24 protein-coding genes are annotated in these 24,591 nt (G+C 66.8%); 9 read left to right on the forward strand and 15 right to left on the reverse strand.

The annotated features are described in order from the left end of the window. Positions 1-67: 67 nt before the first annotated feature. Complete coding sequence (gene recR, locus GSQ76_RS07130) at positions 68-661, forward strand: recombination mediator RecR (RefSeq protein WP_158743221.1); 594 nt, start codon at positions 68-70, stop codon at positions 659-661. Here the strand turns inward: recR and GSQ76_RS07135 are convergent. Then, positions 658-2,046: an MFS transporter gene (locus tag GSQ76_RS07135; protein WP_158743222.1), complete on the reverse strand. Its 1,389-nt coding sequence runs from the start codon at positions 2,044-2,046 to the stop codon at positions 658-660. The two genes, recR and GSQ76_RS07135, sit on opposite strands and share 4 nt — an antisense overlap. 197 nt (positions 2,047-2,243) lie before the next feature. Here GSQ76_RS07135 and GSQ76_RS07140 point away from each other — a divergent pair, with 197 nt between their 5' ends. The 4 genes from GSQ76_RS07140 (at position 2,244) to GSQ76_RS07155 (ending at position 4,998) form a co-directional block, all read left to right on the forward strand. Next, the gene (locus GSQ76_RS07140) at positions 2,244-2,705 is read left to right on the forward strand and encodes a MarR family winged helix-turn-helix transcriptional regulator (RefSeq protein WP_158743223.1); all 462 of its coding nucleotides are present in this window, start codon (positions 2,244-2,246) and stop codon (positions 2,703-2,705) included. A gap of 115 nt (positions 2,706-2,820) precedes the next feature. Then, positions 2,821-3,477 (forward strand): hypothetical protein, encoded by a 657-nt coding sequence (locus GSQ76_RS07145; RefSeq protein WP_158743224.1) that lies wholly within the window; start codon positions 2,821-2,823, stop codon positions 3,475-3,477. After that, entirely contained in the window at positions 3,474-4,433 is a 960-nt protein-coding gene (locus GSQ76_RS07150; RefSeq protein WP_216850941.1) for an MBL fold metallo-hydrolase, read from the forward strand. The genes GSQ76_RS07145 and GSQ76_RS07150 overlap by 4 nt, the downstream gene beginning before the upstream one ends. Positions 4,434-4,554: 121 nt before the next feature. Then, positions 4,555-4,998: a hypothetical protein gene (locus GSQ76_RS07155; protein WP_158743225.1), complete on the forward strand. Its 444-nt coding sequence runs from the start codon at positions 4,555-4,557 to the stop codon at positions 4,996-4,998. On the opposite strand, the gene GSQ76_RS07160 is transcribed toward GSQ76_RS07155, so the two are convergent. The 7 genes from GSQ76_RS07160 to GSQ76_RS07190 all read right to left on the reverse strand — a co-directional run bounded on the left by GSQ76_RS07160 (position 4,995) and on the right by GSQ76_RS07190 (position 12,703). Next, complete coding sequence (locus GSQ76_RS07160) at positions 4,995-5,438, reverse strand: protein tyrosine phosphatase family protein (protein ID WP_158743226.1); 444 nt, start codon at positions 5,436-5,438, stop codon at positions 4,995-4,997. The genes GSQ76_RS07155 and GSQ76_RS07160 overlap by 4 nt on opposite strands. A gap of 8 nt (positions 5,439-5,446) precedes the next feature. Continuing rightward, positions 5,447-6,457: an aldo/keto reductase gene (locus GSQ76_RS07165; RefSeq protein ID WP_158743227.1), complete on the reverse strand. Its 1,011-nt coding sequence runs from the start codon at positions 6,455-6,457 to the stop codon at positions 5,447-5,449. A gap of 3 nt (positions 6,458-6,460) precedes the next feature. Further along, complete coding sequence (locus tag GSQ76_RS07170; RefSeq protein WP_158743228.1) at positions 6,461-7,864, reverse strand: NAD(P)(+) transhydrogenase (Re/Si-specific) subunit beta; 1,404 nt, start codon at positions 7,862-7,864, stop codon at positions 6,461-6,463. Positions 7,865-7,874: 10 nt separating this feature from the next. Then, positions 7,875-8,291 (reverse strand): proton-translocating transhydrogenase family protein, encoded by a 417-nt coding sequence (locus GSQ76_RS07175; RefSeq protein ID WP_158743229.1) that lies wholly within the window; start codon positions 8,289-8,291, stop codon positions 7,875-7,877. After that, on the reverse strand, positions 8,288-9,442 hold the full coding sequence (locus GSQ76_RS07180) for a Re/Si-specific NAD(P)(+) transhydrogenase subunit alpha (RefSeq protein WP_158743230.1): 1,155 nt from the start codon (positions 9,440-9,442) through the stop codon (positions 8,288-8,290). Before GSQ76_RS07180 ends, GSQ76_RS07175 begins: the two co-directional genes overlap by 4 nt. Positions 9,443-9,527: 85 nt before the next feature. Then, the gene (locus GSQ76_RS07185; protein WP_158743292.1) at positions 9,528-10,835 is read right to left on the reverse strand and encodes an AarF/ABC1/UbiB kinase family protein; all 1,308 of its coding nucleotides are present in this window, start codon (positions 10,833-10,835) and stop codon (positions 9,528-9,530) included. A 38-nt stretch (positions 10,836-10,873) separates the two neighbouring features. Continuing rightward, positions 10,874-12,703, reverse strand: coding sequence for a M3 family oligoendopeptidase (locus tag GSQ76_RS07190; protein ID WP_174247301.1), 1,830 nt, complete (start codon positions 12,701-12,703; stop codon positions 10,874-10,876). Positions 12,704-12,792: 89 nt separating this feature from the next. Between GSQ76_RS07190 and GSQ76_RS07195 the strand changes: the two genes are divergently transcribed. Further along, entirely contained in the window at positions 12,793-13,824 is a 1,032-nt protein-coding gene (locus GSQ76_RS07195; protein ID WP_158743232.1) for a cation diffusion facilitator family transporter, read from the forward strand. Here the strand turns inward: GSQ76_RS07195 and GSQ76_RS07200 are convergent, their stop codons facing one another. From GSQ76_RS07200 to GSQ76_RS07210, 3 genes are read right to left on the reverse strand one after another with little or no spacing between them, the layout of a single operon-like run. Then, complete coding sequence (locus GSQ76_RS07200; protein ID WP_158743233.1) at positions 13,825-14,247, reverse strand: GNAT family N-acetyltransferase; 423 nt, start codon at positions 14,245-14,247, stop codon at positions 13,825-13,827. It abuts the gene before it with no gap. Continuing rightward, a complete protein-coding gene (locus GSQ76_RS07205) occupies positions 14,244-14,663 on the reverse strand; it encodes a GNAT family N-acetyltransferase (protein WP_158743234.1) in 420 nt (139 codons plus the stop codon). Before GSQ76_RS07205 ends, GSQ76_RS07200 begins: the two co-directional genes overlap by 4 nt. Positions 14,664-14,693: 30 nt before the next feature. After that, entirely contained in the window at positions 14,694-14,912 is a 219-nt protein-coding gene (locus GSQ76_RS07210) for a hypothetical protein (RefSeq protein ID WP_158743235.1), read from the reverse strand. Between the two features lie 802 nt (positions 14,913-15,714). On the opposite strand from GSQ76_RS07210, the gene GSQ76_RS07215 reads away from it, so the two are divergent. From GSQ76_RS07215 to GSQ76_RS07225, 3 genes are read left to right on the forward strand one after another with little or no spacing between them, the layout of a single operon-like run. Beyond that, positions 15,715-16,302 (forward strand): sugar transferase, encoded by a 588-nt coding sequence (locus tag GSQ76_RS07215; RefSeq protein ID WP_254070282.1) that lies wholly within the window; start codon positions 15,715-15,717, stop codon positions 16,300-16,302. A gap of 59 nt (positions 16,303-16,361) precedes the next feature. After that, the gene (locus GSQ76_RS07220) at positions 16,362-17,504 is read left to right on the forward strand and encodes a glycosyltransferase (RefSeq protein WP_158743237.1); all 1,143 of its coding nucleotides are present in this window, start codon (positions 16,362-16,364) and stop codon (positions 17,502-17,504) included. Then, positions 17,479-18,567 (forward strand): glycosyltransferase family 1 protein, encoded by a 1,089-nt coding sequence (locus GSQ76_RS07225; RefSeq protein WP_254070283.1) that lies wholly within the window; start codon positions 17,479-17,481, stop codon positions 18,565-18,567. Before GSQ76_RS07220 ends, GSQ76_RS07225 begins: the two co-directional genes overlap by 26 nt. A gap of 8 nt (positions 18,568-18,575) precedes the next feature. Here GSQ76_RS07225 and GSQ76_RS07230 read toward each other — a convergent pair whose 3' ends face one another. The 4 genes from GSQ76_RS07230 to GSQ76_RS07245 are packed head-to-tail and all read right to left on the reverse strand — an operon-like array spanning position 18,576 to position 24,579. Then, on the reverse strand, positions 18,576-19,994 hold the full coding sequence (locus tag GSQ76_RS07230; RefSeq protein WP_158743239.1) for an oligosaccharide flippase family protein: 1,419 nt from the start codon (positions 19,992-19,994) through the stop codon (positions 18,576-18,578). 21 nt (positions 19,995-20,015) lie between these two features. Continuing rightward, a complete protein-coding gene (locus tag GSQ76_RS07235; RefSeq protein WP_158743240.1) occupies positions 20,016-20,930 on the reverse strand; it encodes a polysaccharide deacetylase in 915 nt (304 codons plus the stop codon). After that, a complete protein-coding gene (locus tag GSQ76_RS07240) occupies positions 20,927-22,552 on the reverse strand; it encodes a hydantoinase B/oxoprolinase family protein (protein WP_158743241.1) in 1,626 nt (541 codons plus the stop codon). The genes GSQ76_RS07235 and GSQ76_RS07240 overlap by 4 nt, the downstream gene beginning before the upstream one ends. Continuing rightward, on the reverse strand, positions 22,549-24,579 hold the full coding sequence (locus GSQ76_RS07245) for a hydantoinase/oxoprolinase family protein (RefSeq protein WP_158743242.1): 2,031 nt from the start codon (positions 24,577-24,579) through the stop codon (positions 22,549-22,551). Before GSQ76_RS07245 ends, GSQ76_RS07240 begins: the two co-directional genes overlap by 4 nt. Positions 24,580-24,591: the final 12 nt, after the last annotated feature.

Here is a 24,591-nt window from a genome sequence, read left to right on the forward strand (position 1 = left end):
GACCGTCCCTGCCGGGTCCAGGCCGGAGCCCTAGCGGCGGAGCCAATCCGTCGCTATCTCGTGGCCTGTGAATTCTCCCGAGATCGATCGGCTGATCGGGCTGCTGGCCAAGCTGCCCGGGTTCGGCCCGCGCAGTGCCCGGCGCGCCGTGCTGCGCCTGCTGCAACATCCGCAAACGCGCATGCTGCCGCTGGCCGCGGCGTTGTCGGAAGCCGCGGCCGCCGTGGCGCCGTGCAGCCTTTGCGGCAATCTGGACAGTCGCGACCCCTGTGCGATCTGCAACGACCCGGCGCGTGACCGCACGCTGGTTTGCGTGGTGGAGGGCGTCGGCGACCTCTGGGCGCTGGAGCGTGCCGGGGTGCATCGCGGGCTGTATCACGTGCTGGGCGGCACGCTGTCGGCCCTGGGCGGCGTCGGGCCGGACGATCTGAATGTGCGCCCGCTGCTGACCCGCGTGGTAGAGGAACCGGTGGCCGAGGTGATCCTGGCCCTGGGCGCCACGGTGGAGGGGGCGAGCACGGCGCATTGGCTGGCGGAGCGGCTGCAGCCCAGCGGTGTCGCGGTGACGCGGGTCGGCCACGGTGTGCCGATCGGCGGTGCGTTGGACGTGCTGGATGACGGCACATTGGGCGCGGCGTTGAAGGCGCGGCGCCCGGCCTAGGCTGGGCGGTGGCCGCTGACTTCCGCGCCGGCCTCGCGCGGCAGGCGGAAGAAGAACGGCAGTCCGGCCAGCATCAGAACCGCCATCAGCGCGAACACGACGTGGAAATCCGCCAGCATCGGCGGGCCGCCGTGGCGCAGGGTGACCAGATGGAGCACGGCAGCGCCGAGCGCCACGCCCATGCCGATCGACATTTGCTGGGCCACGCTCGCCAAGGTGGACGCGCCGCTCATCCTTGGGCGCGGCACGTCGACGAAGCCCAGCGTGTTCAGCACGGTGAACTGCATCGACCGGGTGAGCCCGCTGATGAACAGCACGACCAGCAGCAGGGGCAGCGGCGTTGCCGGGGTGAGGAAGGCGCAGACCGCCATGGTCAGCGCCGCCGCGATGCCGTTGGCGATCCCGCTGGTGCGAAAGCCCCAGCGGCGCATCACCCAGGTGGTGAACGGCTTCATGCCAATATTGCCCAGGAAGGTCGATAGCACCAGCATTCCCGCGTGGAACGCGTCCAGCCCGAAGCCGACCTGGAACAGCAGCGGCAGCAGGAACGGCACCGTGCCGATGGTGACGCGGAACACCGTACCGCCGGTGACGGTGACGGCGAAGGTCGGCACCTGCATCACCTGCAGGTCCAGCAGCGGCTGCGGCGTGCGCAGCAAGTGACGCACGGCGACCACGCCCAGCGCCAGCCCCGCCACCAGCACCACGGCCGCCAGCCAGCCGACGGCGTCATCGCTGACCAGTTCCATCCCCTCCATGATCAGCGAGAGGGACAATCCGCTGAGCACGAAGCCGATGCGGTCGAATTTGCGCCGGATGTCCTCGCGCAGGTTCGGCATCAGTGCCCAGGACAGGGCGATGGCCGCCACGCCCAGCGGTACGTTCAGCAGAAAGATCCAGCGCCAGGATGCGTAGGTGGTGATGAACCCGCCGACTGGCGGCCCTAGCACCGGGGCGGCCAAAGCGGGCCAGGTGAGCAGGGCGATGGCGCCGACCAGGGCCGATTTCTCGGTTACCCGCAGCACGGCGAGCCGCCCGACGGGCACCATCATGGCGCCCCCCAGCCCCTGCAGCAGCCGGGCCGCGACGAAGGTCCACAATCCGCTGCACAGGCCGCATAGCATCGAGGCACCGGTGAACACGACGATGGCGGCGGTGAACACGTCCCGCGTGCCGTAGCGGTCGGCCACCCAGCCGCTGACGGGGATGAACACGGCCAGGGCCAGCAGATAGGCGCTGATGCCGATGGACAGCGCCACCACGGGCTGGCCGAAGTCCCGCGCCATGGCGGGTAGCGCCGTCGCGATGATCGTGCCGTCCAGGAATTCCATGAAAAACGCACCGGCTACGACCAATGCCATGGTACGGGCGCGGCCCGGCGTCATCGCTGCATGCATGGGTGCCGGGCAGCGTGAAATGCAGGTCTGGACATGCGGGTATGCCACCCACGGGGGCATCGCCTGTCAAGCGCTGGTGGCGCGAGAGGAATTCGTTCGGCTACCAATAATGAGCGTAGCGCGATGCAATGATGTAGCAATCGTTGCGAGAGTAACTTATGTTATGCCTAGAAGGGGGCCACAGTATGTCCGACACCGACACGTTATGGCTAGAAAACCAACTTTGCTTCGCGCTGTATGCCGCAACGAACGCGATTACGCGCAGCTATCGAAGTGTGTTGGAGCCTTTGGGCCTCACCTACCCGCAATATCTGGTGTTGGTGAGCCTGCTGCAGCGCCCCAGCATGACATCCGGTGAGTTGGCCCGGGCGCTGAAGCTGGACGCCGGCACGCTGACGCCGATGCTGAAGCGGCTGAGCATGGCTGGGCTTATCGAGCGCACACGCCGGCCAGAGGATGAACGGGTCATCGACAACCAACTGACCGCCAAGGGCATCGCGCTGCAGGATTCGTTGCTGAAGGCGCAGCGTGACGTCGTCTACCGCACCGGGTTGAGCAACATGGCGTTGGAGAAGCTGCGCAATACTCTGCAGGACCTGGCTGGCAACCTGGCCCACTTGCCGGAAGACGTGCTGGAACCGTGCTGACAGCGCCACACCGCCCGCCGGAGTGATTTGTTAAAGAACTGCGGCTACCCCTTCTGACTTAGAATGAGTCGTTCCGCCGAGTCGGGATGGGTGTGATGAGAGAAGGGACGAGTAGATGCGGTTCGCACGCCTGTTGCTGGCCATGGCGCTTGCGTGCCCCCTGCCCTTGCTAGCCCACGCCGCAACCCCGTCGCCGTTACCGCCCGCGCTGGCGCCGCTGCTGGTCACGCCGGCCCATCGCGCTGCCCTGTTGCATGCGGCGCAATCGGTGAACGGGTCCGATACGCCAAGTTGTCCGAGTGCCAGCGTCACCACCACCGGCGATATCGGCCTGTTGTCGCCGATCCAGACCGATGCGGCGGGTCATATTACGGGGGGCGCGTGGAAGGAGACGATGCAGCAAGCCGGCTGCGGGCTGACCCGGCTGCTGAATGCGATCACCACCGTGCAATCCGACGGCACGCTGCAGACCGATGCGTTGCTGCCGGGCACCACTATCACCGACCCGGAATTGCAGCGGGACAGCGTGCAATACGCCGCCTACGGGCTGGGGCAGATGCCGGAAGGATGCGAACAGGGTGCCGTCGTGGACACTCGGTTCGTTGGCCAGCAGGGCAAGCCGCCAGGCGTGCGTCCGGTCCCCGATAGCCAGCCGCTGCCCTGGACCGAGGTGTGGACCGTGCAGGCCTGCGGCAAGCGCGCGGACGTCACCATGCATTTCACGCCCGATGCGACAGGCACTGAAATTCGCGCGGATCCGCCCACGCAGTGAGCCGATTGCCCTCCGACCATTTCGACGGCAAGCGGTTCTTCAACCCGGCCCTAGACGACACGCCGCCCGACCGGCGCAGCCTGGGCAAGGTGCTGCGTTGGCAGATGGGCCGCGGGCAGGTCGCCTGGGGACCGCAGCCGGCGCTGCCGCGCTATCCGGCGCCGCCTACCAGCGTGTTGCCCGGCAGCGCGGCTATCACCTTCATCGGACATGCCAGCTTTCTGATCCGGTTCGCCGACTTCACCATGCTGACCGACCCGGTGTTCAGCGAGCGTTGTTCTCCGGTGTCATGGGCTGGCCCGCGCCGGGCACATCCGCCGGGTTTGGCGCTGGCCGATCTGCCGCCGATCGACCTCGTGCTGGTGTCGCATAACCATTACGACCACATGGATCTTCCCAGCCTGCGGTGGCTGGCGGCGAACAATTCGGGCCGTGTCGTCACCAGTGCGGGCAATGATGTGCGGCTGCGGGCGGCCGGGTTCGCGACGGTCGATGCGCTCGATTGGTGGGAGGCGGTGGAGTTTGGGCCGACCAGGATCACGGCGACCCCGGCCCGCCATTTCGCCCGTCGTGGGCTGTTCGACGGCAATGCCACGCTGTGGTCCGGGTTCAGCCTTCAGAGGCCGGACGGGCACCTGCTGTTCGCCGGCGATTCTGCCACCGGGCCGCATTGGCGGGTGATCCAAGAACGGCTTGGGCCGCCTGATCTGGCGTTGCTGCCGATCGGCGCCTACGAGCCGCGCTGGCTGATGGCAGCCGTTCATATGAACCCGGAGGAAGCGGCGCTTGCCCACCGCGATCTGGGCGCCCGGCAGTCGGTCGGTATGCATTTCGGCACCTTTCAACTGACCGACGAACCAATCTCCGCGCCAGTTCGCGCTTTGAATGCAACAGGTGTGGAGGGTTTCACCACGCTGGGTATTGGGGAAACGCGCGTGTTCTCGTTACGCCCTTAACAACTATTTCAGAATCAGTATGGTAGCGGGAATGTGTGGTACACGTCGACGCCTGGGAATGGCCTTCGGGCGATCCGGACGATAGTACTGCCGGCAGCGGACTGTGTGCTGGAGGAAGAGTATGAGCGCAACGGCCAGAAAGATCGTTGATGCATCGGGTGCTGCGAGCCTGACGGTGATCCCTGTTCGCAGCTTCGCCAAGGCCCGCACAGAGTTCACCATTGCTGGCGGTATCCCCGCCCTTCCCGATTTGGCAGCCCTGCCCGCCTATATCGAGCCGCCGCGCCCAGTGCTGAAGAAGCGCAACCGGGCGGGCTGGATTTCCACCTCGATCGTGCTGTTCGCAGCGTTGATCGTCGGGGTGGCGTTCGGGCTATACATCAAGGACGACAAGCCGATCGCGAAGCTCGATCCCTGGACGGTGGCGGTCATGCATCCGCCAGCCGACCCGGTCATAGAGGAACCGCCGACGTCGCTGCACAACGTGCCGCTACCGGCCGGCGTGGCGATCGCGCCGGTGGTTCATCCGCAGCACACCACGATGGCGCCGCCCAGCCACCGCTAGGGCGTGGATGGGGCCAGGAAGGCGGCCCAGATGGGGTCGGGGTGCCAGATTTGTTCCATCTCCGCGCGGGCTGCGCCGTCCTCCATGCCGAGCACGTCGCGGCGGTAGCGGTATAGAAACGCCGATACACGGTAGTTGGCCGCGCAGTGGATGTGAACCGGCGCATCGCCGCAGGTCGCCAGCGCGGTGCAGAACTCAGCGAAATCCGCGTCGGTCGGGTGTTTGAAATCGACGGGGATGTTGCGGTAGGTCATCCCCAAGGCTGCCGCGCTGCCAGCCTCGTCCGGCAGCGCCTTGGCGTGGCTGTGCGGGGCCAGGTTGATGACGTGGCGGACGCCGAGCGCCGCAAGCGCCGCAAGTTCGGGTTCGGTTGGCTGGCCGGATGTCGTCAGTTGCGCATCCAGCCGGCGCCAATTGTAGATATGCGCCGGGTCGGTCATCGCCTGTCCTAGCCGGCGCGGCTGACCCGCCCCTCCAGCGGATAGGCCGGGTCGTTGTAGCCCGGCGTAGAGGCGTGGCCGGGCGTCACCAAGCGGTCCACCAGCGCCTCGTCTTCCCCGGTGAAGTGGTAGCTGAGCGCGCCGATGTAGTCGTCCCACTGTTCCATGGTGCGGGGGCCGCCGATCGCGCCCGTGATCAGCTTGTTGTTCAGCACCCAGGCGAAGGCGAATTGGCCCGGCGTGATGCCGCGGCTGCGGGCGTGCTCGGCCAGGGTTTGGGCGATCTGGAGGCTTTCGGGCCGCCACTCCGTCTCCAGGATGCGCTTGTCCTGGCGGCCGGCGCGGGTGCCCTGGTCGGGCGGGGCGTCGGGGCGGTATTTGCCGGTCAATATGCCGCGGGCCAGCGGGCTGTAGGCGAACACGCCGAGGCCGAGATTGGCACAGGCGGGCAGATGCTCCACCTCCGGCATGCGGTTCATGGCGTTGTAGTAGGGCTGGCTGATCACGGGGCGGTCGATGCCGGCCTCGTCGCACAGGCGGCAGATCTCGGCGACGCGCCAGGCACGGTGGTTGGAGACGCCGAAGTAGCGGATGCGGCCGCTGCGGACGAGGTCGGCCATGGCGTGCACCAACTCGCCCGGCGGGGTGATGTGGTCTTCCTTGTGCAGGTAGATGATGTCGATCGTGTCGACACCCAGGCGCTTCAGGCTGGCTTCGACCGCGGTGAAGACGTGGCGGCGGGAGTAGCCGCGGGCGTTTGGGCCGGGGCCGGTCGGGTTGGCAAGCTTGGTGGCGATGACCCACCAGTGACGGTTCGCCGCGATCACTCGGCCGGTAATCTCCTCGCTGGCGCCGTCATTATAGGCGTCGGCGGTGTCGACGAAGTTCACGCCCTGCTCGCGCGCCCTGTCCATGATGCGGACGGAATCCGGCTCGGTCGTGGCGCCGCCGAACATCATTGCGCCCAGGCAGATGGGGGAGACCTGCAAGCCCGAGCGACCGAGCGCGCGATATTCCATGTCCTACTTCCCCAATGCCTGAACGATCTCTTCGGTCATCTTCTTGGCATCCGCGAACAACATCATCGTGTTCGGGCGGAAGAACAGCTCGTTCTCCACACCGGCGTAGCCCGATGCCATCGAGCGCTTGATGAACAGGACGGTCGCAGCCTTCTCCACCTCCAGGATCGGCATGCCGTAGATGGCGGAGGTCTTGTCCGTCTTGGCGGCCGGGTTGGTGACGTCGTTGGCGCCGATCACGTAGACGACGTCGGCGGTGGAAAACTCGCCATTGATCTCCTCCAACTCGAAGACGTCCTCGTAGGGGACGTTGGCCTCGGCAAGCAGCACGTTCATGTGGCCGGGCATGCGGCCGGCGACGGGGTGGATGGCGTATTTCACCACCACGCCCTCGGCCTTCAGCACGTCCGCCATTTCGCGCAGGGCGTGCTGGGCCTGGGCGACCGCCATGCCGTAGCCGGGGACGATGATGACCTTGGAGGCGTTCTTCATGATGAAGGCGGCGTCGTCGGCATTGCCGGATTTGACCGGGCGCTGTTCACCGCTGCTGGCTGCGGCGGGGCCGCCGGATTCGGTGCCGAAGCCGCCCAGCAGCACGTTGAAGATCGAGCGGTTCATGCCCTTGCACATGATGTAGGACAGGATCGCGCCCGATGCGCCGACCAGGGCGCCGGTGATGATCAGCGCCAGGTTCTGGATGGTGAAGCCGATGCCGCAGGCTGCCCAGCCGGAATAGCTGTTCAGCATGGACACGACGACGGGCATGTCGGCGCCGCCGATCGGGATGATGAGCAGGAAGCCGAGCGCCAGGGCGACCAGGGCGATGAGCCAGAAGACCGGCTGGCTGGCCGTGAGGCAGAAGATGATGACCAACAGGACCAGCAGGATGCCGAGCGCGGCGTTCAGCAGGTGCTGGTATTTGAAGGTGATCGGCGTGCCCTTCATCAGCGCCTGCAGCTTGGCGAAGGCGATGAGGGAGCCGGTGAAGGTGACCGCGCCAATGGCCAGGCCGATCGACATTTCCACCAGGCTTTGGCCGTGGATGTGGCCGGGGGTGCCGATGCCGAAGGCGGCCGGGGCGTTGATCGCTGCGGCAGCGACGAAGACGGCGGCCAGGCCGACAAGGGAGTGGAAGGCCGCCACCAATTGCGGCAGCGACGTCATCTGGATGCGGCGCGAGACCGTCACGCCGATGCCGCCGCCGATGACGATGGCCAGGATGATGAGCATGTAGCCGCTGCCGGACATGCCATGGTGCAGCAGCGTGGCGACGATGGCGATGGCCATGCCGACCATGCCGAACAGGTTGCCCTGGCGGGACGTGGTGGGGCTGGACAGCCCGCGCAACGCGAGCACGAACAGCACGCCAGCGACGAGATAGGCGAACGCGGTCAAGCTAGGGGACATCGTGCGCGCTCTACTTCTTGGCCGGAGTACGCGGCTTGAACATCGCCAGCATGCGATGCGTCACGGTGAACCCGCCGAAGATGTTCACGCTGGCCAGCAGCACCGCCACGAAGCCGAAGATCTGGGCGACGACGCTGTCGCCCAGGCCGGTGGCGAGCATCGCGCCGACCACGATGACGGAGGAAATGGCGTTGGTGACGCCCATGAGGGGGGAGTGCAGCGCCGGGGTGACGTTCCAGACGACGTAATAGCCGACGAAGCAGGCCATCATGAACACGGCAAACAGGAAGACGAATGGCTCGACCGCGGCGGCCACCGGGTTGGCGGCCACGACGGCGTTGCCGGCCATCATGTGCAGTTGTCCGGCCAAGTTGGCGGCCTGTTGGGAGATGCTGTTGGCCTGGTCGGCCAGGGCATTGGGGTTCATGCGGCGGCTCCGGCGGGGGGTGGGGCGGATTTGTAGCGCTCGTGCACCACGGCGCCGCCGCGGGTCAGCATCGTGCCGATGACGATGGCGTCGTCCTCCGGCAGTTTGGGCGCCTTTGCATCCTTGTCCCAGAAGGTGGTGAGGAAGGTCAGCAGGTTGCGGGCGTACAGGCTGCTGGCGGCGACCGAGATGCGGCCGGGCCAGTTGCGCCAGCCGAGCACCTTGACGCCGTTCTCGGTCGTGATCATCTGGCCGGGCATTGTGGCGCCGCAATTGCCGCCGGCGTCGGCGGCCAGGTCCACCACGACGCTGCCGGGGCGCATGCCGGCCACCATCTCCGCCGTGACGATCACGGGGGCTTTGCCGCCGGCGACCAGGGCGGTGCAGATCACCAGGTCGTTCTTGGCGACGGTCACCTTCATCAGTTCGGCCTGTTTGGCGCGGAAGGCGTCGCTCATGGTGCGGGCGTAGGCGCCGGTTTGGCCGGCGGTCTCCTCGTCCTCGACCCCGACGAAGACGGCGCCGAGGGATTTGATTTCTTCCTTGGCGGCGGGGCGCACGTCGGTGGCGGATACGATGGCGCCGAGGCGGCGGGCGGTGGCGATGGCCTGCAGCCCGGCGACGCCGGCGCCCACGATGAAGACGCGGGCGGGCGGCACGGTGCCGGCGGCGGTCATCATCATGGCGAAACCGCGGTCAAACGCCGCAGCGCCCTCGATGACGCCGCGGTAGCCGGCGAGGTTGGCCTGAGAGGACAGCACGTCCATCGACTGGGCGCGGGTGATGCGGGGCAGCAACTCCATGGCGGCGACATCGATGCCGGCGGCGGCCAAAGCGGGGGCGAGCGCCGGGTCGGCGCCTGCGTTCACCACGCACACGAGTAATGTGCCGCGTGCCATCGAGGCCCGAACGGAGGCGTCCGGCACCTGCACGCTGAACACGATGCCGGCGTCTTGGATGGCGGCGGCCGCATCTGGCGCGATCTCGGCCCCGGCTGACGCGAACTCAGCGTCGGAAATGGAGGCGTGGGCGCCGGCGCCGGCCTGGACCGCTACCGTCATCCCCAACGCGATGAGCTTTTTAACCGTTTCCGCCGTTGCGGCCACGCGGGTCTCCGCCGCGGCCGTCTCCCTAAGCACCGCTAGGCGCATCCGTGATTCCTTGACTTCGGGCGGGCCGCTCCGCCTCGTTGGAATAAAGGATGCGTGAGGCGCCGGGCCGACGCAAGGGTGGTCGTTACACGGTTGGCGGCACTCCGGCCTCGATCAACGCGGCAGATTGGCGGGCGGCCAGTTCGTCGGCGTCGAAGCCCTCCACCATCTCCTGGAACATGCGGGCCCAGTTGAGTTCGGCCTTCAGGCGTAGGAACACGCTGCCCAGCCCGACGGCCGAGCGGTCCATCAGGACAAACTCGCGCGGGGGGCGCACGCCGCCGGTGCGCTTTAGCTCGGCATGCACCTTCTCGGCGACCTGGCGGCCGTAATCCGGGCTGCCGTGTTCCTGGATCAGGCGGACGCGGTCATCCAGCAGGGGTTCGTAGATGAAGCGGGCCCATTGGTTCAGGATCTCCATCTTCTCGCGCGTCAGGCCGCCAAAGCCCCATTGCTCGTAGGCGTGGTGGGCGCGGTCCATGTCTTCGTCGCGGATCGACTCGTACAGGTCGATGACGCCGCGGACGAATTTGGGCGGGAAGACGCGGATGGTGCCGTAATCCAGCAGGTTGAGCCCGTTATCGGCGCGGACCTGGTAGTTGCCGAGATGCGGGTCGCCGTGGATGACGCCGAAGCGGTAGAGCGGCAGATACCAGGCGTGGAAGATCGCGGTGGCCAGGCGGTTGCGCTCCTCCAGCGCCATGCCTTCGTCCAGGCGGGATTGCAGGCCGCGGCCCTCCAGCCAGGTCATGGTCAGCAGGCGGCCGGTGGAGTGGCTCTCGATCGGCTTGGGAACGCTCACCAACTCGTCGCCGGCGAGCATCTGGCCGTAGAGGCGCATCTGCGCGGCCTCGCGCCGGTAGTCCAGTTCCTCGCGCAGCCGCTCGGCCAATTCGGTGTAGACGTCGTCGGTGTTGATGGTGGATTCGATGCGCTTGTAGACCGACATGGCGAGGCGAAGCTGCTTGAGGTCGGCCTCCACGGTGCTGGCCATGTCCGGGTATTGCAGTTTGGCGGCAATTTCGGTGCCGTCATGCAGGGTGCCGCGATGGACCTGGCCCAGGCTGGCGGCGGCCGCGGCCTCCTGGTCGAAGGTCGCGAATTTGGACTGCCAGTCCACGCCCAACTCCCCGGCCATGCGGCGGCGCACGAAGCTCCAGCCCATTGGCGGGGCGTTGGCCTGCAGTTGCGCCAACTCGCTGGCGTATTCGGCGGGCAACGCATCGGGGATGGTGGACAGAAGCTGCGCCACCTTCATCAGCGGGCCTTTCAGGCCGCCGAGGATGGCTTTTAGATCGCCGGCATGGGCTTCCTTGTTGGTTTTGATGCCGAAGACGCGCTGCCCTGCAAGCCGGGCTGCAATCCCACCTACGGCACCCGAGGTCCGCGCCATGCGACGGACCTCACCGAAGATGTTCGACTTGTCTTCGTTCAACGAACAATGCCCTCCAACTCGTCGATGAACCCGGCAATGACGTCCAACCCCCGGCGCCAGAAGGCCGGGTCGGATGCATCGAGGCCGAATGGGGCGAGCAATTCCTTGTGCCGCTTTGTGCCGCCGGCACGCAGCATGTCCAGATATTTGGCCTGGAAACCGGGATGCCCATCCTGGAATACACCGTATAGCGCGTTCACCAGGCAATCGCCGAATGCATACGCGTACACATAGAAGGGCGAATGCACGAAATGCGGCACGTAGGCCCAGAACACGTCGTATTCGGGCGTGAATTCGAATGCCGGGCCGAGGCTGGCGGTCTGCACCTGGCGCCAGATCTCGCCGATCCGCTCCGGCAGTAGCTCGCCATTGCGGCGTTCGTCGTGCAGCAGGGTTTCGAACTGGTAGAAGGCGGTCTGGCGTACCACCGTGTTCAGCATGTCCTCCACCTTGGAGGCGAGCATGATGCGGCGGCGCGCCGGGTCGGTTTCGGCGTCGAGCAGGGCACGGAAGGTCAGCATCTCGCCGAACACGCTGGCGGTTTCGGCCAGGGTCAGCGGGGTGCCGGATTGCAGGTAGCCCTGGGGTGCGGCCAACACCTGGTGCACGCCGTGGCCCAATTCGTGCGCCAGGGTCATCACGTCGCGGGTGCGGCCGTGATAGTTCAGCAGCAGATAGGGATGGGCCGATGGCACGGTGGGGTGCGCGAAGGCGCCGCCGGACTTGCCGGGGCGCAGCCCGGCGTCGATCCAGGGCTTGTCGAAGAACTGCTTGCCCACCGCGGCCAGGTCCGGGCTGAACGCGCCATAGGCGGACAGCACGCGGTTCCGCGCCTCATCCCAGGGGATGGCACGGTCGTCATCGCCGGGCAGCGGGGCATTGCGGTCCCAATGCTGTAGCTTGGGCAGGCCGAGCCATTTGGCCTTCATCTGGTAATAGCGATGCGACAGCCGGGCGTAGTCGGAGGTGACGGCAGACACCAGCGCGTCCACCACCTCGTCCTCCACCATGTTGGACCGGTTGCGGCTGCTGCCGGGGCGCGGGTATTTGCGCCAGGTGTCGCTGATCGCCTTGTCCTTGGCCAGCGTGTTGGTGATGAGGCTGAACAGCTTCACCCGGTCGCCGAACGCGGTGCCGATGGCGCGGCCGGCCTGTTCGCGCACGCTGCGGTCGCGATCGGACAGCTTGTTCAGCACGTCGCTGACGGTGAGGGTTTCGGTGCTGAAGGGCACGCGCATGCCGGCGACCGTCTCGTCGAACAGGCGGTTCCAGGCCTGGGCGCCGGTGACGGATTTGTCGTGCAGCAGCCGCTCCGCCTCGTCGGAGAGTTGGTGCGGGCGGAAGACGCGCAGGTCGCGCAGGAAGGGCGCCCAGATTGCAAGCGCCGGGTCCTTCAGCTTCTGCGCCAGGGCATCGTCTTCCAGCCGATTCAGTTCCAGCGAGAAGAAGATCATGTGGGCGCTGATCGTGGTCACCCGCTCGGAGCAGGACTGCATGAACTGGGCGATGGCGCCGTCGGTGCTGTCGCCGCTGAACTTCAGCTGGGCGAAGGACATTACCCGCCCCAGCACTTCCTCGATCTTTTCATACTCGGCCAGGGCGGCGGCGAGGCTGGCGCCGGGCAGCGTGGCGAGCTTGCCGGCGTATTTGGCGGCGAACGCGCTGGCGGCGGCGTCGGCCGCGTCCAGATCCGCGGCGACGCGGGGACTGTCGGTGCCGGGGTATAGGTCGGACAGATCCCAGGATGGCAGGGCGGCGGATTGGCCGGTGGCGGCCAGCCCTTCTGGGAGGGCCGGGCGAGTGGCGTTGGGTCGGATGCTGGTCATACACCCCATCTAAGGCGCTGCGCCCCTTCGTCAAAGGGAGACACGGCAAAGGGATGGCGAGCACATGGGGAAGCAGGGCATGATGGGCCATGCACCACGATCACAACCACGACGCGCATGCCCACGGACCCGGCTGCGAGCACGACCATGCAGGGCATGACCATGCAGAGCAGGGGCATGACCATGCAGAGCAGGGGAGCCATGACCACGCCCATGCCGGGCATGGCCACCATGGGCACTCGCACGCGCCGGCCTCGTTCGGGCGGGCGTTCGCGGTGGGGATTGCGCTGAACACGCTGCTGGTGGTGGCGCAGTTCGGGGTGGGGGCGTGGGCGCATTCGACGGCGCTGCTGGCCGACGCGGTGCATAATCTGGGTGACGTTTTGGGTCTGGCGTTCGCCTGGCTGGCAGCGCATCTGGGCCAGCGCGGCCCGACCGAGCGGCGGACCTATGGCTGGGGCCGCAGCAGCATCCTGGCGGCCCTGGCCAATGCCACCGTGCTGCTGATCGGCACAGGCGCCATCACGGTGGAGGCGGTGCAGCGCTTGCTGAACCCGGCGCCGGTCGCCGGCCCGCTGGTGATGATGGTGGCCGCACTGGGCATCCTGGTGAATGGCGGCGTAGCGCTGATGTTCATGCGCGGGCGCGAAAAGGACCTGAACATCAAGGGTGCCTTCATGCACATGGCCGCCGATGCTGGCGTGTCGGCCGGCGTGGTGGTGGCGGCCGCCATCATTACCTTTACCGGTGCACTGTGGCTGGATCCGGCGGCGAGCCTTGCGATCTCCGCGGTGATCGTGGTGGGCAGTTGGGGATTGCTGCGGGACGCGACGGCGCTGGCGATGGACGCGGTGCCCCCGGGGATCGACACCGCCGCGGTGCGCAGCCGGCTGCTGGCCCTACCCGGCGTGACGGAGGTGCATGACCTGCACATCTGGGCGCTGTCCACCACCAGCACGGCAGCGACCGCGCATTTGGTGACCGGGGTGGAGGCCGCCGGGCTGGTGCCGCAGGCCTGCACCCTGCTGCGGACCGAATTTGGCATCAGCCACTGCACGTTTCAACTGGAGAGCCCCGACCTGGCCGAGCGTTGCGCGCTGCGGCCAGAGCACGTGGTCTAGCTAGTCCAGCGATTTGCGCAGGTAGATCCGGTCGAAGCCGGGCGGGTAGTCGGTGATGCGGCCGAATTCGACGTAACCCAGTTTGGCGTAAAAGCCGGGTGCCTGGAAGGTGAAGGTGTCCAGCCAGATGCCGGTGCAGCCTTTGCGACGCGCCTCCGCTTCGGCCAGCGCCATGACCTGCCGGGCGAGGCCTTCGCCGCGGGCGGCGCCCAGCGCCAGCAACTCGATAAACAGGTGGTTGTGCCAGATATGGCCGAACAGGCCGCCCGCCACCTCGCCATCCGCCGCACGCACGGTCACGGCGAAGCGGGAATATTTGCCGTCACCGGTCTGCGCGTTGTTGTGCGCGAGCAGGGGCTTCAAGATCGCGAGCCGCACGTCCTCCGGCGGATCGCGTTCCAGGGCGACGGTCCAACCCGTCATGCCAGGCTCTTGCGGAACCAGATCCGGTCGAGCCGTGGGTCGTCGTGTGGCAGGCGGCCGAACTCTTCGTAGCCCAATTTCTGGTAGAAGCCCGGCGCCTGGAAATTGATGGTGTTAAGGAACGCGCCGACGCAGCCGCGGCGGATCGCCTCTGCCTCGGCCATCGCCATGAGGCGACTGCCGATTCCGCTGCCGTGTTCCGTCATGGGTAGCGATAGCAGGTCGATGAACAGCCACTTGCGGCCGGTACGCGCAATCATGCCGCCCAGCAAAACGCCATCTCGCTTCAGCCGGATGACCAGCGGCTGGAAGTCCGGCACGAGGCCCTTGGATTCGGCGTGGGCGCGGAAATTGGCCTGCAGCACCTCGCGCAGTGCCGGGTCATCCTGGTTCGATAGCGTGTAGTCCGGTTCCACCCTTGATACTCCCGTTGCGGCGGCACTGTATCAGGGGGCGGAGGCGGCCGCAGCCTGCCGCCGCAACACGGTGCGGCAGCCGAGGGTCAAATTGCTCCAATATTGACGGAGGCAGGCACGCCCGGCGGCATCCCCCGCCCGCGTGTCGCAGCGAGCGACCAGGTCGACCTGGCACGCGCCTGCGATCTGCCGTGGCGTCGGGGCGACTGGGGTGCCGGATCCATCCGCCTGCTGTGCCAGAGCGGGCATTGCTACAACCCAGGCGAGTATTGCCAGCTTAAAACCACCACATTTGCGCATCATAGGCCCCACTCAGATGGCTCTTAGCTTACATTACTATGCGATGATGACGGCGATCCGATCAAACTACGAAGACCGGGCGATAGATTGACGGTTCCGGACCTATGCTGCTATGTGCCAGTTACAGAGGATCGTTAGTCCGCTTACGGCCAACATACTCTAGATTTAGAGCCTTCCCCGTTTTAGTCTCGTAAGGTGATTTCGGTCTGATATTTTAAAAGATTAAATTGAAGACTGTTTGGTTATTTTATTTCGACTTCTGTGATGATTCGTTACTTACGCGCCAAATCAACATAAATGCCTTAAATCCGCACAAGTTCTAACGAAGCGTTGCAAAATGGTAAAAAAGTCTTGTTTTTTGAGAAGAATTTCTGTATATGATCTGGCGTCGTCGCATGACGTGAGGGTCCATGATGCGGAATTCAGGACGTGCAGGCGAATCAGGCAGCACCAACGCCCCGCGGGACATCTTTGCCTCGCACCAGCGATGGTTGCGCCGTATCGTTAAATGCGAGCGGCGACGCATCGAGCCTACCTCTCGTCAGACGGCAACATGGCTCAACCCTTGTGCGTCCGGGTAGCTCTGTGCGGACAGACGGGCCGGCCGATGACGGGCACATCAGCGACAGACCAAGCTATCGTTTCGTGGGCGGCTATCGTTATGTGGGCGTCATAAGACATGTCACACCTCGCTGCACCAATGGTTGCTGAGCGTAATACCGCACACGTCGCGGGCCGGGCGGTCAAATGGATGCTGGATCATATCATCGCGGCCGTCGTCCTGATCCTGATCTTCCCGCTGTTGTTCGTCGTCTCGCTGCTGGTGTGCATGGATGGCGGACCAGTGATTTTCGGCCACCGCCGCGTGGGATTGGGCGGGCAGCCGTTCCGGTGCCTGAAGTTCCGGACCATGGTGATGGACAGCGCTGCCGTGCTTGCCCGCACGTTGGCCGAAGACCCCGACGCCGCCGCCGAATGGGCTGAGAACCACAAGCTGCGCAATGACCCGCGCGTCACCCGGGTTGGACGGTTTCTGCGTGTCACGAGCCTCGACGAACTGCCGCAATTGTTCAACGTGCTGCGCGGGGAAATGAGCCTGGTTGGTCCGCGCCCGATCGTGCAGGAAGAGGTCGTGCGTTATGGCCAGGACATCGAGTATTACTACCGGGTCAAGCCTGGCCTGACGGGGCTGTGGCAGGTGAGCGGGCGCAGCGACACATCGTATCGCGAGCGGGTTGCGTTCGACGTCGCCTACGTCAAAAAGTGGTCGCTATGGCAGGATCTGTGGATCCTGGTGAAGACGGTCCAGGTCATCGTCATGCGCGAAGGCTCGGTCTGAGGCGCCTTTGCCCGGCATCGCCAGCGCCATGAGCGGCTGGCCGTAAGGATCATGGACGCGTGAAAGTCGCCATCATACACGAGTGGCTGGAGACATTCGCCGGGTCGGAGCGAGTGGTCGCCGAACTGCTTGAATGCTTCCCGGACGCCGATGTGTTCGTCCTGGTGGATTTCATGCCGGAAGAGGCGCGTGGCTTTCTGAAGGGGCGCAGGGTCCGCACGTCGTTCATCCAGAAACTGCCGTTCGCCCGCAGCCGCTTCCGGCATTACCTGGGACTGATGCCGATCGCGGTCGAGCAATTCGACCTCAGCCTGTACGACCTCGTGATTTCCAGTTCCCATGCCGTGGCCAAGGGGGTGATCACCGGGCCGGACCAGGTGCATGTCAGCTACGTCCATTCCCCCATGCGGTGGGCGTGGGACATGCAGGGCCAGTATCTGCGCCAGACCGGGATGGAGCGGGGGTTGAAATCCATTTACCTGCGGTGGCTGCTGCACCGGATGCGGCTGTGGGATGTGCGGACCGCGCATGGTGTGGACGTGTTCGTTGCCAACTCCCGCTACGTCGCGCGGCGCATTCGCAAAGTGTATGGGCGCGACGCCATCGTCGTGCCGCCGCCGGTGGATGTGGACCGGTTCACGCTGAGCCTGGCGCATGGCGATGCTTATCTCGTCGCGTCCCGAATGGCGCCCTACAAGCGGATCGATCTGGTGGTGGAGGCGTTTACGCACATGCCGGACCGGCAACTCGTCGTCATCGGCGATGGGTCGGAGCGGGCGAGCGTGGTGGCGGCCGCCAACAAGGCGCCGAACATCACCTTCCTGGGCGCTGTGTCCACGGGAGACCTGGTGCAGGCGATGGGACAGGCCCGGGCGTTCATCTTTCCGGCCGAGGAGGATTTCGGCATTACCATGGTGGAGGCGCAGGCGTGCGGCACGCCCGTCATCGCGTTCGGCCGCGGTGGCGCCCTGGACATCGTGCTGCGCGACGGCGGTGAGCCCACTGGATACGTGTTCGACGAGCAGACGCCGCAAGCCATCGTTGCCGCCGTGGCCGAGTTCGAGCGGATCGAGGCGACGATCTCGCCCGAGAACTGCCGTCGCAACGCGGTGCGGTTCAGCCGCCAGATGTTTCGCACCCGCATGATGGCCGTCATCGATGGAGCGCTGCATCCGGGTGAGCCGCAGCGCCGTGCCGCCTAGGCCCGACCTGTTTTTCAACGGCCGGTTCGTCGCGCAGTCGCTGACCGGGGTGCAGCGCTTTGCGACGGAGATGATCCTGGGGCTGGGCACCCTGCCCGGCTGGGACGCGACGTTGCTGACGCCGCCGCTGACGGAGGTGCCGCGGTTCGCCGGGTTTCGTGTGCTGCCGGTGGGCGGGCATGGCGGGCAGCGCTGGGAACAGTTCGCGTTGACCAGGGCGGCGGGCGGTGGGTTGCTGGTGAATTTGGGCAATACCGGGCCGTTGCGGCAGCGGCGGCAGATCGTGGTGATCCATGATGCGGGGGTGTTCTCGACCCCGGACTCCTACAGCCTGCAGTTCCGCCCCTGGTACAAATTGCTGCACCGTCTGCTGGCCCGGCGTGCCAAGATCGTCACCGTGTCCGAGTTTGCGCGCAACGACCTAGCGGCACGTCTGCACCTGGACCCGGCGGCGATCGAGACGGTGCCGGAGGGAGCGGAGCATATCCTGCGTGCGCCAGCCGACCCCGCGGTACTGGCGGCGCACGGGTTGATGCCGGGCCGCTACGTGCTGGCGGTGGGCAGTCTGGCGCCGCACAAGAATTTGGCCGCCCTGTCGCAGACCGCGATCGCGCTGGCAGAACGCGGGCTGGAACTTGCGATTACGGGTGGGCTGGATGCCAAGGTGTTCGCCGCCGGGCGAGCGGCCCTGCCGCAGCCTGCGCGCTACCTCGGGCGGGTGGGCGATGCGGAATTGCGAGCGTTGTATGAGAACGCCGCGTGTTTCGTGTTTCCCTCGCGCTACGAAGGGTTCGGACTGCCCGCGGTGGAGGCGATGGCGTGTGGATGCCCGGTGGCGGCGTCCAAGGCCGGATCGCTGCCGGAGATTTGCGAGGACGCCGCGGTCTATTTCGACCCGCGCGACCCGGACGACATCGCCGACATCGTGTGCCGCGTGGTCGATACGCCGATGCTGAGCACGGAGTTGCGGCGCAAGGGGCTGCTGCAGGTGCGCCGATACACTTGGAACGCCGCGGCCCGGCGCCTGTCGCAGATCATCGAGGCGCAGCGACGCATCGACTGAGGCGGCGCCTACGTCATGCCACGGATCGGACTCAGCAGCGTCGTCATGCGGGCGGCGGCGGCCACGCATAGCAGCCAGACGGCGCCGGATACGCCGATCGCAGCGGCGACCCGAATGCTGGGGGCGTAGCCCTGGACGGCGGCGCTGGCCAGTAGCGACGCCACCACTGCGATGGCGGTGCCGAATGCGGGCGGGATCAGCACCTGCACCAGCTTGGCCACGCTGAGCGACGTCTCGCTGAGGCAGATGCGGATGGAGATGGCGGCGCTTGCCAGGCCGATGACCACCTGGGACACGCCGCCGCCGATCGCACCGAAATGAGCGAAGATCAAGAACGCGACGATCGCCATGACGGCCAGCACGCTGCGGATGCGGAACACCAGCCCGGCGCGGTTGCGGATGCCCAGCAGCGGCTCGAAAAACTGCTCGAACACCAGCAGGGTGCGGGCGATCGCGATCAGCACGATGACGGGGGCGGCGTCCAGCCAGGCGGAGCCGGCCAGCAATTCGATGAGGCCGTGGCTGAGCGTGGCGATGCCGAGCAGGCTGGGCCAGACGATCAACGCCACCACCTGCAGCAGACCGGCCCATATTCGTGTGCGCGCGCTGATGTCCTCACCATGGCCCGAGAGCGACACCCAGGCTTGTTTGGACACGGGGGCGTAGAACATGTCGCACACGCCGTTGACGATGCGGTTGGCGAAGCGGTACGAGGCGGTGGCGGCCGGGCCGGCGAAGAAACCCAGCAGCAGGTCGGGTGCGTACATCCCGCCCATGGCGACGAGGCGGCTGGCGTTGATGCGGTTGGCGAAGCGCAACACGACATGTGCCATGGCCCGGTCGAACCGCATGCGCGGCAGGCGCCGGGTCAGCGCCGTGTTCAGCGTCGCCGCCATGGTGAGTTGCACGTAGCGATAGATGACGAACGACCAGACGCCAAGGCCGCCGCGGAAGCACAGTAGCGCCACGGTGCAGGCCATCACCTCCGACACGATGCTGAGCACGTAGTATGGGCCTAAGCGGGCGCGCTGCAGCAACACCGCCTCCGACCAGCTGACGAAGCCGGCCAGGGTGGTGCTGGGGGCGAGCGCCAACATCAGGTACAGCACTTCGGGGAGCCCGGTGCCGTAGCCGAGAAGCGGGGCGAGGATGAAGATCAGCACGCTGCCGATGACGCCGATCGCCAGGTTGATCCAGAATGGCGTGTCCAGATCGGCGTCGGTGCCGCGGTCCTTCACCACGTAGTCGTAGACGCCGCCCCATTGCACGGCCTGCGCGATCACCACGAAGACGCTGGCGATGGCGTAGATGCCGAACTGTTCCTGCCCCAGCACACGCGCGGCGATGATGGAGACGACGAGCGCCGTCACCTGGCTGGCGCCGCGTGCGACCACCCCCAGGCCGAACGCCCCCAGCATGCGCTTCATGGCGTGATGTTTGGCAGCAGCTTAGACGGCAGGCGCCGGTCCCGCCTGCTCCTTGCACCAGCGCGCGACTTGCTCGTGCGTGGCGAACCAGCAGCCGCCTTTGTCCTTGGCGTGCTGGATTACTTGCTCGGCCACCTTGATGCGGCTGCGGTGGCCGCTGATGTGCGGGTGCATCGTCAGCAGGAACAGGCCGCCCTCGTCCCAGGCGCCGTCCAGTTCGGAGATGAAGATCTCGGCCACGGCAGAGGGCGGCGTGTACGGGCGCAGGGCGGAGAAGCGCATGAAGTTCCAGTAGACGGCGTCGTCGCGGATCCATTCGGGCGGGAGTTCGACCACGCCAGTGGGCGCGCCGCCATCCAGCAATTCGTAGGCGTCGTCATCGGCCATCAGGCTGCTGTCGTAGAGCAGGCCGAGTTCGCGGATGATGCCCATGGTGTTGACGCTGAAATCCCAGGACGCGGTGCGGATGCCGACCGAGCGCTTGCCCGCGAGCTTCTCCAGCACGTCGGCGGCGCGGAAGGTCAGGTCGCGTTCGACGCCGGGGGGTAGTGCGGTGTTGGCCTCGTGGATCCAGGAGTGGATGCCGATCTCGTGGCCCTCGGCTGCGACGGCGCGCACTTCGTCCGGGTATAACAGGGCGGAGACGGCCGGGTAGAAGAACGAGGCTGGGATTCCGTGTTTGGCCAGCATTGCGCGAATGCGCGGCATGCCCTGGCGATGACCATACTGGCCCTGGCTGATGCGCATCGGGCTCTCGTCGCCGTCGCGCAGGGGGATGGTGTCGTGGTCGGCGTCAAACGACAGGGCGACGGCGCAGCGGGCGCCGCCGGGCCATGTGGTGGGGCGCAGGCTGCGGCCGGCGCGGGCGCGACCGGTGATTTCGCGCCAGGTCGGCTCCGGCCACTGCCAGGGCTCGCCGTCCGGATGTTTGGTCAATATCCACGTCTCCTATCTCGTTCACGCATCGATGCAGGCCGGTGTTCGGGCGGCCCGTATCCGCCGCCACCCGGTGTTTGCACCGCGATCTGGTCGCCTGGCGCCAGTTCGTAGCCTTCGCCCTTGGAAAGTTGCGGCGGCACGAAGTCCTGGCCACGCAGGGTAAGTTTAATGCGATTCGCGCCGCCCGTCTCGCCTCCTGCGGCGCCGGGCGGGCCGCTGCGGCCGTGATCCATCAGGAAGGACGCGGTGCCCTCCCCGGCCAGCAGGCGGATGGAATAGTCGAGGCCCAATCCGCCGCGATACTCGCCGTCGCCGGAGGAGCCGTCGCGGAGGGCGTAGCGTTCGAACAGGATGGGGTAATGTTGTTCCAGCACTTCGACGGGCTGGGTCTTGGAAATGCCGATGGTCGAGGTTCCGTTGCTGATGCCGTCGCCGCCATGCCAGCCGCCATAACCGCCACCGGTAAAGAAATACATCACGTAGGCGCGATCGAAGCGTGGGTCCCAGCCGCCGAGGGTGAGGTTGCCGGAGGTGCCGGCGGGCATGCCGAAGAGTTTGTCCGGGATGGCCTGGGCCAAGCACAGGAAGACGGCTTCGGCGATGCGCTGGCTGACCTCGGCGGCGCAACCGGCGACGGGCTTGGGGTATTGCGCGTCGAGGAAGGTGCCTTCCGGCCGGGCGACCACGAGAGGGCGGAAGCAGCCGGTGTTGATGGGGACGTCGGGGAAGACGTGCTTCATCGCCAGCAGGACGGAGGAATGCGTCGTCGCCCAGACGGAGTTCATCGGGCCTTTGCACGGCGGGGACGAGCCGGCGAAGTCGAAGCTGGCGGTGCCGCCCTCGATGGTGAGGCGCAGTTTGATGTTCAGGGGTCGGTCGACGATGCCGTCGCTGTCGACCACGGCGACGGATTCGTAGGTGCCGTCGGGAATCGCTTCGATGTGGGCGCGCATCTGGCGTTCGGAGCGATCGGCGAGTTCGGCCATGGCGTCGCGCACCACGGGCTCGCCCATTTTGGTGAGGAAGGCGTCGAGGCGGCGTTTGCCGACGCCCAAGGCGCCGAGTTGGGCCTGCATGTCGCCGATGCGCTCGGACGGGACGCGGATGTTGGACAGGACCATGTCGACGATGTCCTGCTGCATCTCGCCGGCCTTGAGCAGGCGGACGGGCGGGATGCGCAGGCCCTCCTGATGCACTTCGGTGGCGCGGGAGGAGAAGCCGCCGGGCACCATGCCGCCGATGTCGGGCCAGTGCCCGGTGTTGGCCAGCCAGCACCAGAGGCGGCCGTCGCGGAAATAGGGGCGGACCATCTTCACATCCATCAGATGCGTGCCGCCGAGATAGGGATCGTTGACCAGGAACACGTCGCCGGGTGCGGGGTCCTTCACGCGGGCGATGACGGCGGCGACGGTGGCCTGCATGACGCCCATGAAGATCGGCAGGCCCAGATCGCCCTGCGCGATGACGGCGCCGGTCTTGGCGTCGTAGAGGCCGTTGGATCGGTCGAACGCCTCGGAAATGACGGGGGAGAAGGACGCCTTCTCGTGCACCAGGTCCATTTCGGAGCAGATGTTGCCCAGGCCGTTCTGCACGACCGTCAGCGTGATCGGGTCGATCATGGGGTCACCACCAAATTGCCGAGCGCGTCCACGGTGGCGTGGCTGCTGGGGTGGAGGAGAAGTGTGGTGTCGGATTGTTCGACGACGGCGGGGCCGTGCAGTTCGGCGCCGGGGGAAAGGCCTTCGCGGTCGTAGATCGGCGTGTCGTGCCAGCCATCGGGGAACCAGACCCGGCGGTAGGTTCGCGGTGGGGCGACCTTGCCGGGTGGCGGGGCGAAGACGTGCAGGTCCAGCGCCTCGCGGCGGCCGAAGGCCGAGGTGCGCAGGTTCAGCAGCATCACCTGCATGCCGGGCAGCACGATGCCGAAGCGGGTTTTGAACCGTGCGATGAACGCCTCGCGCAGGGCCGTGGCGTCCTCGGCACCCGGGGTGGCGGGGACGCTCAACATGTGGGTTTGGCCGCGGAACAGCAGGTCGGCGGTGTGGCGGACCTCGATTTTTTCGGCGCCTTCGCGGGTGAGCAATGCGCGACCGGATTTGGCCTGGGCTGCGAGGATGGCGTCGATCTCGGCCCCGGTTACGGCGTCGACCGGGCGGTTCAGGGTTTGGACGAAATCGTGGCGCAGGTCGGCCAGCAGGCAGCCAAGAGCGGAGGTGAGGCCGGGGAAGCGCGGCACCAATATCTTGCCGACGCCGAGTTCCTTCGCGAGGTCGACCGCGTGGAGGGGGCCGGCGCCGCCGAAGGGGAAATAGGCGAGGTCGCGCGGGTCCTGGCCGCGGGCCACGCTGACCAGGCGCATCGCGTCGGCCATGGCGGCGTTGACCACGCGGAGGATGGCGGCAGCGGTGCCGTCCGCATCCAGGCCGAGGCGGTCGCCGACCCGGGCGAGTGCGGCGGCAACGGCGGCGAGGTCCGCGGGCTTGCTGCCGGGGACGCGGGCGGCGTCCAGGCGGCCGAGCAGCAGGTTGGCGTCGGTGATGGTCGGTTCGGTGCCGCCGCGACCGTAGCCGACCGGGCCGGGGACGGAGCCGGCGGAATGCGGGCCGACGGCGAGCAGCCCCGCGCTGGTGACGCGGGCGATCGAGCCGCCGCCGGCGCCGATCGTGTGCACGTCCACCATCGGCACGCGAACGGGGATGCCGTAGGCGATGTCCTTTTCGGAACTGATGGCGGGCTCTCCATCCAGGATCAGCGCCACGTCGAAGGAGGTGCCGCCCATATCGCCGGTGATCAGGTTCGGCAGGCCTGCGGCACGGCCGGTGGCGGCGGCGGCGATGACGCCGGCGGCGGGGCCGGACAGCACCGTGTGGACGGCGTTTTCGCCGACGACGGAGGCAGCCATGGTGCCGCCATTGGCCTGGGTGACCAGCAGTTCGCGGGCGAACCCGGCATCGGCCAGGCGACGGCGCACGCTGTCGATGTAGCGGACGATGGCGGGTTGCACATAGGCGTGGACGGCGGCGGTTGACCCACGCTCAAACTCGCGCATTTCCGCCAGGACTTCGTGGCTGGCGCAGACGAAAGGGTTCGGCCAAACCTTGCGCGCGATGGCGGCAGCGCGGCGCTCGTGCCCGGGGGCGGCGTAGGCGTGCAGGAAATGGATCACCAGCGATTCGCACCCGGCGTCGCGCAGGCGGATGGCGGCGGCTTCGACGGCGGCCTCGTCCAGGGGGATGAGGACCTCGCCCAGTGCGGTGACACGCTCGGGCACACCGAGGCGGTCCTGCCGTTCGGCCAGCGCTTCGAAGCTGCCGGTGAGGCCGTAGGCGTTGGGCCGGGTGCGGCGGCCGAGTTCCAGCAGGTCGCGGAAACCCTCGGTGGCGATGATTCCAACGCGGGCACCGCGGCGTTCCAGTAAGGCGTTTGTGGCGACGGTGGTGCCGTGAAGGACTTCGTTCAACTGTGAGGGGGAGACGCCGAGTGCGGCGATGCCGTCGGTGAAACCCACGGCCTGGTCGGCGGGGGTGGAGGGCACTTTGGCGGTGCGCCAGGTGCCCGCGGCGCGATCCAGCAACAACAGGTCGGTGAAGGTGCCACCGACGTCCACGCCGACGGATAAATCGCCGGCCGATAAATCATTGTCCATGGGCGGCTAAGC

Origin of the sequence: Acidisphaera sp. L21, from assembly GCF_009765685.1 — a bacterium.
In the GTDB taxonomy this organism is placed as follows: domain Bacteria; phylum Pseudomonadota; class Alphaproteobacteria; order Acetobacterales; family Acetobacteraceae; genus LMUY01.